Origin of the sequence: Pantoea sp. ICBG 828, assembly GCF_002928355.1 — a bacterium.
GTDB lineage: Bacteria > Pseudomonadota > Gammaproteobacteria > Enterobacterales > Enterobacteriaceae > Pantoea > Pantoea dispersa.
The window spans coordinates 932,544-941,297 of record NZ_POWN01000001.1; the positions used below are offsets into that span (position 1 = coordinate 932,544).

6 protein-coding genes and 7 tRNA genes are annotated in these 8,754 nt (G+C 55.8%); 12 read left to right on the forward strand and 1 reads right to left on the reverse strand.

The features are described 5' to 3' along the window. Positions 1 to 69 precede the first annotated feature (69 nt). The 12 genes from nagB (at position 70) to C1Y43_RS04495 (ending at position 6,987) form a co-directional block, all read left to right on the forward strand. Positions 70 to 870 (forward strand): glucosamine-6-phosphate deaminase, encoded by an 801-nt coding sequence (gene nagB / locus C1Y43_RS04440; protein ID WP_104187117.1) that lies wholly within the window; start codon positions 70 to 72, stop codon positions 868 to 870. Between the two features lie 58 nt (positions 871 to 928). Next, positions 929 to 2,077, forward strand: a complete 1,149-nt coding sequence (gene nagA, locus C1Y43_RS04445) for an N-acetylglucosamine-6-phosphate deacetylase (RefSeq protein ID WP_104187145.1) — start codon at positions 929 to 931, stop codon at positions 2,075 to 2,077. Positions 2,078 to 2,084: 7 nt separating this feature from the next. Continuing rightward, entirely contained in the window at positions 2,085 to 3,305 is a 1,221-nt protein-coding gene (locus tag C1Y43_RS04450) for an N-acetylglucosamine repressor (RefSeq protein WP_021508564.1), read from the forward strand. Between the two features lie 41 nt (positions 3,306 to 3,346). After that, positions 3,347 to 4,099, forward strand: a complete 753-nt coding sequence (locus C1Y43_RS04455; RefSeq protein ID WP_021508565.1) for an HAD-IIA family hydrolase — start codon at positions 3,347 to 3,349, stop codon at positions 4,097 to 4,099. A 339-nt stretch (positions 4,100 to 4,438) separates the two neighbouring features. Further along, the gene (gene asnB, locus C1Y43_RS04460; protein WP_021508566.1) at positions 4,439 to 6,106 is read left to right on the forward strand and encodes an asparagine synthase B; all 1,668 of its coding nucleotides are present in this window, start codon (positions 4,439 to 4,441) and stop codon (positions 6,104 to 6,106) included. A 216-nt stretch (positions 6,107 to 6,322) separates the two neighbouring features. Beyond that, a tRNA-Met gene (locus C1Y43_RS04465) sits at positions 6,323 to 6,399 on the forward strand. Positions 6,400 to 6,406: 7 nt separating this feature from the next. Next, positions 6,407 to 6,491 (forward strand) — tRNA-Leu (locus tag C1Y43_RS04470). 21 nt (positions 6,492 to 6,512) lie between these two features. Next, positions 6,513 to 6,587: transfer RNA gene (locus C1Y43_RS04475), tRNA-Gln, on the forward strand. Positions 6,588 to 6,621: 34 nt separating this feature from the next. Then, a tRNA-Gln gene (locus tag C1Y43_RS04480) sits at positions 6,622 to 6,696 on the forward strand. A gap of 29 nt (positions 6,697 to 6,725) precedes the next feature. Further along, positions 6,726 to 6,802, forward strand: a tRNA-Met gene (locus C1Y43_RS04485). 7 nt (positions 6,803 to 6,809) lie between these two features. After that, positions 6,810 to 6,884: transfer RNA gene (locus C1Y43_RS04490), tRNA-Gln, on the forward strand. A gap of 28 nt (positions 6,885 to 6,912) precedes the next feature. Next, positions 6,913 to 6,987, forward strand: a tRNA-Gln gene (locus tag C1Y43_RS04495). Positions 6,988 to 7,093: 106 nt separating this feature from the next. Here C1Y43_RS04495 and ubiF read toward each other — a convergent pair. Continuing rightward, positions 7,094 to 8,266: a 3-demethoxyubiquinol 3-hydroxylase gene (gene ubiF / locus C1Y43_RS04500; protein WP_058781258.1), complete on the reverse strand. Its 1,173-nt coding sequence runs from the start codon at positions 8,264 to 8,266 to the stop codon at positions 7,094 to 7,096. Between the last annotated feature and the right edge of the window lie 488 nt (positions 8,267 to 8,754).

Consider the following 8,754-nt stretch of genomic DNA (forward strand, 5'->3'; position numbering starts at 1 on the left):
TACCCTATAAGCAGCCAGCTGCAGCAGTAAACGCGACCCTAACTTTCCAATCTTAACTGAGGTGAAGACATGAGACTGATCCCTTTGGCCACACCGACCCAGGTGGGTAAATGGGCTGCACGCCATATCGTTAATCGCATCAATGCCTTTAAACCCAGCGCAGACCGTCCCTTTGTGCTGGGACTGCCAACCGGCGGTACGCCGCTGGAAGCCTACAAGCACCTGATCGAGATGCATAAAGCGGGCCAGGTTAGTTTCAAACACGTGATCACCTTCAATATGGATGAGTATGTCGGTCTGCCGAAAGAGCATCCGGAAAGCTATCACAGCTTTATGCACCGTAACTTTTTCGATCACGTTGATATTCAACCAGAAAATATCAATCTTCTAAATGGCAATGCCGAAGATATTGACGCAGAATGTCGCCAATACGAAGAGAAGATCCGCGCACTGGGTAAAATCCACCTGTTTATGGGCGGCGTCGGCAACGATGGCCACATTGCGTTCAACGAGCCGGCTTCTTCGCTCTCTTCCCGCACCCGCATTAAAACCCTGACGCACGACACCCGTGTGGCGAACTCGCGTTTCTTCGACGGCGATGTTGATCAGGTGCCTAAATATGCCCTGACCGTGGGCGTCGGCACGCTGCTGGATGCGGAAGAAGTGATGATTCTGGTGACCGGCCACGTCAAAGCCCAGGCGCTGCAGGCGGCGGTAGAAGGTAACGTCAACCACATGTGGACCATCAGCTGCCTGCAGCTGCACCCGAAAGCGGTGGTGGTGTGTGATGAGCCAGCCACCATGGAACTGAAAGTGAAAACCGTGAAATATTTCCGCGAAATGGAAGCGGAAAATATGAAGGGTGTGTAACAACACGTTGTAGAAAGCCTGCTGTTAAGCGCAGCAGGTTCAGCCGGGAGAAGAGATGATGTACGCATTAGTTAACGGCCGGATTTTTACCGGTCATGAAGTTCTGGACAATCACGCCGTGGTGATTGCCAATGGCATGATTGAGCGTGTCTGCCCGCGCGATGCGCTGGACGCCGCGATTCCACAACAAGATGTGGCTGGTGCGTTCATCGCTCCCGGATTTATCGACCTGCAGCTCAACGGCTGCGGCGGCGTGCAGTTCAACGATGACATCAATGCCCTGAGCGTGGAAACGCTGGAGATCATGCAGCGTGCCAATGAAAAATCCGGCTGCACCAGCTATTTACCGACGCTGATTACCAGCAGTGATGAACTGATGAAGCGCGCAATTGAAACCATGCGTGCTTACCTGGCGAAGCATCAGAATCAGGCGCTGGGCCTGCATCTGGAAGGTCCGTGGCTGAATAAAGAGAAGAAAGGCACTCACAATCCGCAGCTGATTCGTCTGCCGGATGCGGAGCTGGTGGATTTCCTGTGCGCCAACGCTGACGTCATCACCAAAGTTACGCTGGCGCCGGAAAATGCGGGCAGCGCGGTGATTCGCCAGCTGCGTGACGCCGGGATTATTGTGTCGTCCGGTCACTCCAATGCTACCTATGCCGAAGCCAAAGCGGGCATCAGCGCGGGCGTCACCTTTGCCACCCACCTGTATAACGCCATGAGCGCCTTTAGCGGGCGTGAGCCAGGTCTTATCGGTGCGCTGTTTGATTCGCCTGATGTATACTGCGGCATCATTGCAGACGGTTTACATGTCAATTACGCTAACGTGCGCAATGCAAAACGAATCAAAGGCGACAAACTGGTGCTGGTGACCGATGCCACCGCGCCGGCCGGTGCGTCGATTGATCAATTCATTTTTGCAGGTAAAACAATATACTATCGCGACGGCCTGTGCGTAGATGAGAACGGTACCCTGAGCGGATCTGCGCTGACGATGATTGAAGCGGTGCAGAATAGCGTGGAACATTGTGGTATCGCGCTGGACGAAGCGCTGCGCATGGCGACCCTGTATCCGGCAAGGGCAATGGGTGTGGAAAAGCAGTTTGGTACGGTGGAAGCAGGAAAAGTCGCCAACCTCACTGTCTTTACCCGCGATTTTCAAATCACTAAGACGTTCGTCAACGGAGACAACGTCCTCAGCGAGTAAGTACTGAATGACCACTGGCGGCCAGACTCAAATAGGAAATGTCGATCTTGTCAAACAACTTAACAGTGCAGCTGTTTACCGGCTGATTGATCAACAGGGGCCGATTTCGCGTATTCAGATTGCCGAACTCAGCCAGCTTGCGCCCGCCAGCGTCACCAAAATTACCCGTCAGCTTATCGAACGCGGCCTCATCAAAGAGGTGGAGCAACAGGCCTCCACCGGTGGGCGCCGCGCCATCTCTATCATCACCGAAACCCGCCATTTTCATACCATCGGCGTGCGCCTGGGGCGCAACGATGCCACGCTGACGCTGTTCGATCTCAGCGGAAAATCGCTGGCGCAGGAAGATTATCCGCTGCCGGAGCGCACCCAGGAGACGCTGGAGAACGCGCTGTTCAACGCCATCAGTGCCTTTATGAGCGCGCACCAGCGTAAAATTCATGAGCTGATCGCTATCGCGGTGATCCTGCCGGGGTTGGTCGACCCGATTAACGGCATCATTCGCTACATGCCGCACATTGCCGTCAGCCACTGGCCGCTGGTGGCGAGCCTGAAAAAACGCTTTAACGTCACCAGCTTTGTCGGCCACGATATCCGCAGCCTGGCGCTGGCTGAGCACTATTTCGGTGCAAGCCGCGACTGTGCAGACTCCATTCTGGTGCGTTTACACCGCGGAACCGGCGCCGGCATCATCGCGAACGGCCACATTTTTCTCGGCAGCAATGGCAACGTAGGTGAGATTGGCCACATTCAGGTCGATCCGCTCGGCGAACGCTGCCACTGTGGCAACTTTGGCTGCCTCGAAACCATCGCCGCCAACGGCGCGATTGAGAACCGCGTGCGCCACCTGCTCAATCAGGGTTATCCCAGCAGCCTGACGCTGGATGATTGCCAGATGCCACAAATCTGCCGCGCCGCCAATCAGGGCGACGCGCTGGCCTGCGAAGTGATCGAGTACGTTGGCCGCTATCTCGGCAAAGCGATCGCTATCGCCATTAACCTGTTTAACCCGCAAAAAGTGGTGCTGGCCGGCGAAATTACCGATGCCGATAAAGTGCTGTTCCCGGCGATTGAGGGCTGCATCAACACCCAGGCGTTGAACGCGTTTCGCAAAAATCTGCCCGTGGTGCGGTCAGAACTGGACCATCGTTCGGCAATTGGCGCTTTCGCGCTGGCAAAACGCGCTATGCTGAATGGCATTCTGCTGCAGCACCTGCTGGAAGAATAATAGAAAGCCTGCCGGCTGGCAGGCCCGACCGGAAGCCATCTATGACCATCAAAAGCGTAATCTGTGACATCGACGGCGTGTTGATGCACGACAATACCGCCGTGAAAGGCGCAAACGAATTCCTGCAGCGCATTCTGGAAAAAGAGATGCCGCTGGTGGTACTGACCAACTATCCGTCACAAACTGCGCAGGATCTGGCCAACCGCTTTGCCAACGCCGGCGTCGACATCCCGGATTCGGTGTTTTACACCTCCGCCATGGCCACCGCGGATTTCCTGCGTCGTCAGGAGGGCAAAAAAGCCTACGTGATTGGTGAAGGCGCGCTGATTCATGAACTGTATAAGGCCGGTTTTACCATCACTGACGTCAACCCGGATTTCGTCATCGTCGGCGAGACGCGATCGTTTAACTGGGAGATGATGCATAAAGCCGCCTTCTTTGTGGCTAACGGTGCGCGTTTTATCGCGACCAATCCCGATACCCACGCACGCGGCTTTGTGCCGGCCTGTGGCGCGCTCTGTGCCGGTATCGAAACCATCTCCGGCCGCAAACCGTTTTATGTCGGTAAGCCCAGCCCTTACATCATGCGCGCCGCACTGAATAAAATGCATGCGCATTCAGAAGAGACGGTGATTGTGGGCGATAACCTGCGCACCGATATTCTGGCTGGCTTCCAGGCCGGTCTGGAAACCATTCTGGTGCTGTCCGGCGTCTCTACGCTGAGCGATATCGACGCCATGCCGTTCCGTCCGGACTGGATCTACCCTTCCGTGGCTGATATCGACCTGTTCTGATTAGCGTCATGCTGTCTGCTTATGGCCCTGCTCGCCGTTACGGTGTGCAGGGCTTTTTTATGTGTCTGGCTTACCGCTGTGATTCAGCCGCTGACGCGATCTCATCGGTTGCGCACAAAACCATCACTTCAGACAATTCATTAGACACCACCTAATTTAATCGTTAATTTTTTGAATAAAATTCAACATTACTTCACGCCAACAATCTTTTTATCAGTATTTGGTGATTTCGCTTGCGTTACCACCATCAATTAGCGCATTTTCTTATACATCACGCAGCGCAGGCTGCCGGACAAACAAGTTAACAACATCGCCACAAGGTGAGATCAGGAGTCAGTTATGTGTTCGATTTTTGGTGTGCTGGATCTGAAGACCGATCCTGTTGAACTGCGCAAGAAAGCGCTGGAATGTTCCCGTCTGATGCGTCACCGTGGCCCGGACTGGTCAGGTGTCTTCGCTGATGAGAAAGCCATTCTGGTACACGAGCGCCTGTCCATCGTTGACGTGAACAACGGCGCCCAGCCGCTGTACAACGCGGATCACACCCACGTACTGGCTGTTAACGGCGAAATTTATAACCACCAGGCGCTGCGCGCGGAACTGAGCGATCGCTACGCCTTCCAGACCGGTTCAGACTGCGAAGTCATCCTCGCGCTGTATCAGGAAAAAGGCCTCGATTTCCTCGACGATCTGCAGGGCATGTTCGCCTTCATTCTGTGGGACAGCGTCAAACAGCAGTATCTGATTGGCCGCGATCACATCGGTATTATTCCGCTCTATATGGGCAACGATGAGCACGGCAACCTGTATGTTGCTTCTGAAATGAAAGCGCTGGTGCCGGTGTGCCGCAGCATCAAAGAATTCCCGCCGGGAAGCTACCTCTCCAGCACCGATGGCGAAATCCGTCGTTACTGGCAGCGTGACTGGATGGATTTTGCCGCCGTGGCGCAAAACACCACCGATGCCGCTGGCCTGAAGCACGCGCTGGAAGAGTCAGTGAAGAGTCACCTGATGTCAGACGTACCGTACGGCGTGCTGCTGTCCGGCGGACTCGACTCTTCCATCATCTCTGCGGTGACCAAGCGCTTTGCCGCCAAACGAGTGGAAGATCAGGACAAGAGCGATGCATGGTGGCCGCAGCTGCACTCGTTTGCCGTCGGTCTGGAAGGATCGCCGGATCTGAAAGCGGCGCAGGCGGTGGCCGATCACCTCGGTACCGTGCACCATGAAATTCACTTCACCGTGCAGGAAGGTCTGGATGCGATCCGCGATGTGATTTACCACATCGAAACCTACGATGTGACCACCATTCGTGCGTCGACGCCAATGTATCTGATGTCGCGTAAAATCAAAGCGATGGGCATCAAAATGGTGCTTTCCGGTGAAGGTGCGGATGAAGTGTTTGGTGGTTACCTCTACTTCCATAAAGCACCGAACGCTCAGGAGTTCCACGAAGAAAACGTGCGTAAGCTGCTGGCACTGCACATGTTTGACTGCGCGCGCGCTAACAAAGCGATGTCGGCGTGGGGCGTGGAAGCACGCGTGCCGTTCCTTGATAAGAAATTCCTTGATGTCGCGATGCGTATCAACCCGGAAGACAAAATGTGCGGCAGCAACGGCAAAATGGAAAAACACATTCTGCGTGAGTGTTTCTCCTCTTACCTGCCGGAGAGCGTGGCGTGGCGTCAGAAAGAGCAGTTCTCTGATGGCGTAGGCTACAGCTGGATTGACACGCTGAAAGAAGTGGCGGCGAAGCAGATTAGCGAGCAGCAGCTGGCGACCGCACATTTCCGCTTCCCGCACAACACGCCAACCTCGAAAGAAGCGTATCTGTATCGCGAAATCTTTGAGGAGCTGTTCCCACTGCCAAGCGCAGCAGAGTGCGTTCCGGGCGGTCCATCCGTGGCCTGTTCGTCAGCGAAAGCCATTGAGTGGGATGAAGCGTTTAAATCGATGGACGATCCGTCTGGCCGTGCGGTAGGCGTGCATCAGTCAGCGTACAAATAAGCATTTTCTTTATGCGTATAAGGGGCCCATTGTGGCCCCTTTTTCTTGCATCTGACGCGGATACGATCGAAAATTGCCGAATAAATCATCAGCCTGGTTACAAGCCAGACAAACAGGCGCGTTAAGGCAAAAAACGGCAAAAAATTTGTTGACGCTACAAAGCTCAATACGCATAATGCGCCCCGCAACGCCGATGAAGGTAACGCGAAAAAAGATGGCTACGTAGCTCAGTTGGTTAGAGCACATCACTCATAATGATGGGGTCACAGGTTCGATTCCCGTCGTAGCCACCATCTTTTTGCGGGAGTGGCGAAATTGGTAGACGCACCAGATTTAGGTTCTGGCGCCGCAAGGTGTGCGAGTTCAAGTCTCGCCTCCCGCACCATTTCAGTCTTCGGCAGCCGGATGGGGTATCGCCAAGCGGTAAGGCACCGGTTTTTGATACCGGCATTCCCTGGTTCGAATCCAGGTACCCCAGCCAATCCGATGCACTCTCGTGGATACGAGTCGACGAATGGGATATCGCCAAGCGGTAAGGCACCGGTTTTTGATACCGGCATTCCCTGGTTCGAATCCAGGTATCCCAGCCATCATCGGGTGCAGTAAAGCAGTACAATCTGGCTACGTAGCTCAGTCGGTTAGAGCACATCACTCATAATGATGGGGTCACAGGTTCGATTCCCGTCGTAGCCACCAAACAAATTGGGGTGTCGCCAAGCGGTAAGGCAGTGGATTCTGATTCCACCATTCCGGGGTTCGAATCCCTGCACCCCAGCCATACAAAGACAATTTGACCAAACACCTATTGGGGTGTCGCCAAGCGGTAAGGCACCGGATTCTGATTCCGGCATTCCGGGGTTCGAATCCCTGCACCCCAGCCAAATTGCACAACAGGCCCGCTTTTGCGGGCTTTGTTGTTTTTGTCGTTCCTGAATTTCACGCCTTATACAACAGATGGCGCCACCACGATTGCGGCGCCCGGTGTGTTTACAACCCCAGTGCGTAACGCAGCACCTGACGCTTGAGCACGCCAGCATTCTCTGCCGCAATCAGTCCAAGGTTACGCACCACACGCAGCGGCGGCAGCGCGTTGCTAAAGGCGAAGTAGAACAGATCCATACCACCCTGCATCAGCAAATTATCTTTGTAGCGCTGACGGTGATAACGCTGCAGAACCGGCAGCGATGACCAGCGCTGCGCCTGGCTGCGCGCGTCCACCAGCGTATCAATCAGCGCATCCACATCGCGGTAGCCGAGATTAACCCCCTGCCCGGCCAGCGGATTGATGGTGTGTGCAGCATCACCGACCAGCGCCAGGCCCGGCAGCACGTAGCGTGTGGCATGGCGGCGCACCAGCGGAAACGACGCCGCGTTCTTCACCTGGAAGCGGCCGACACGCGCCGGGAAGTTGGCCTGTACTTCTTTGGCCAGCTGGCTGAGCGGCAGATTTTGCAGCTGACGGATCCGCGCCGGCGCGTCGTACCACACCAGCGAAGCGTGGCGATCGAACAGCGGCAGAAACGCGCGCGGTCCGTCCGGCGTAAATTGCTGCCAGGTGGCATCGCCGGCCTCGTGTTCACACTCAACGCTGATTAGCATGCAGGATTGCGCATAGTTCCAGCCGCGCACGCCGATACCCGCCAGCTGGCGCACGCGCGAATTAGCACCATCGGCCCCCACCACCAACTGGCTATCCAGCGTGCTCCCGTCATCCAGCTGCAGCTGCCAGCCGCCGCTGTGCGCTTGCAGCGCCTGCAGTGAGGCCGGACACAGTAGCGTTACGCCATCCTGCTGCATCTGCTCCCACAGCGCGCGCTGCAGCACGCTGTTTTCCACCATATAGCCCAGCTCGGGAATGCCCAGTGCAGCCGCGTCAAAGGTGACGTGCGCGCTTTGCCACTCCCAGGTTTCCAGCTTGCGGTAGGGCGCGCTGCGCATCGCCTGGACACGCGGCCAGACATTGAGCTGGCGCAGCAGCGCCACCGATGACGCACCAATGGCGGAGATGCGTATATCCGGCGCCAGGCTGGCGTCAAACGCGGCCGGCTCGGCACGTTCAATCACCGCCACGCGAAACTGCTGCTGCGCCAGACCACAGGCCAGCGCGGCACCGACCATGCCGCCGCCCACTACCACCACATCAAACTGTGAATCCTGCATCGACTCTTATCCTTCTGATTGCCGTGACGCCTTGCGGCAGCACTCTATGTGGCAAAGTGTACCGGAAATTTACCGCACCAGCAGAAAAGCCCTGCTAATCTTGTGCTTCAGCCGTGCATGTTTAACGCACCTGTCGCGTGAAATATAACCGGGCATCATGCCCAAAATAATTCGTGCGCCGGGAAGGCGGCAAGCAAGGATCATCCCGGGAGCTTACATCAGTAAGTGACCGGGAGAGCCGCGCGCAGCCAACGCACCTGGCGTGTGAAATATAACCGGGCATCATGCCCTAAATAATTCGTATGCCGGGAAGGCGGCAAGCAAGGATCATCCCGGGAGCTTACATCAGTAAGTGACCGGGAGAGCCGCGCGCAGCCAACGCACCTGGCGTGTGAAATATAACCGGGCATCATGCCCTAAATAATTCGTATGCCGGGAAGGCGGCAAGCAAGGATCATCCCGGGAGCTTACATCAGTAAGTGACCGGG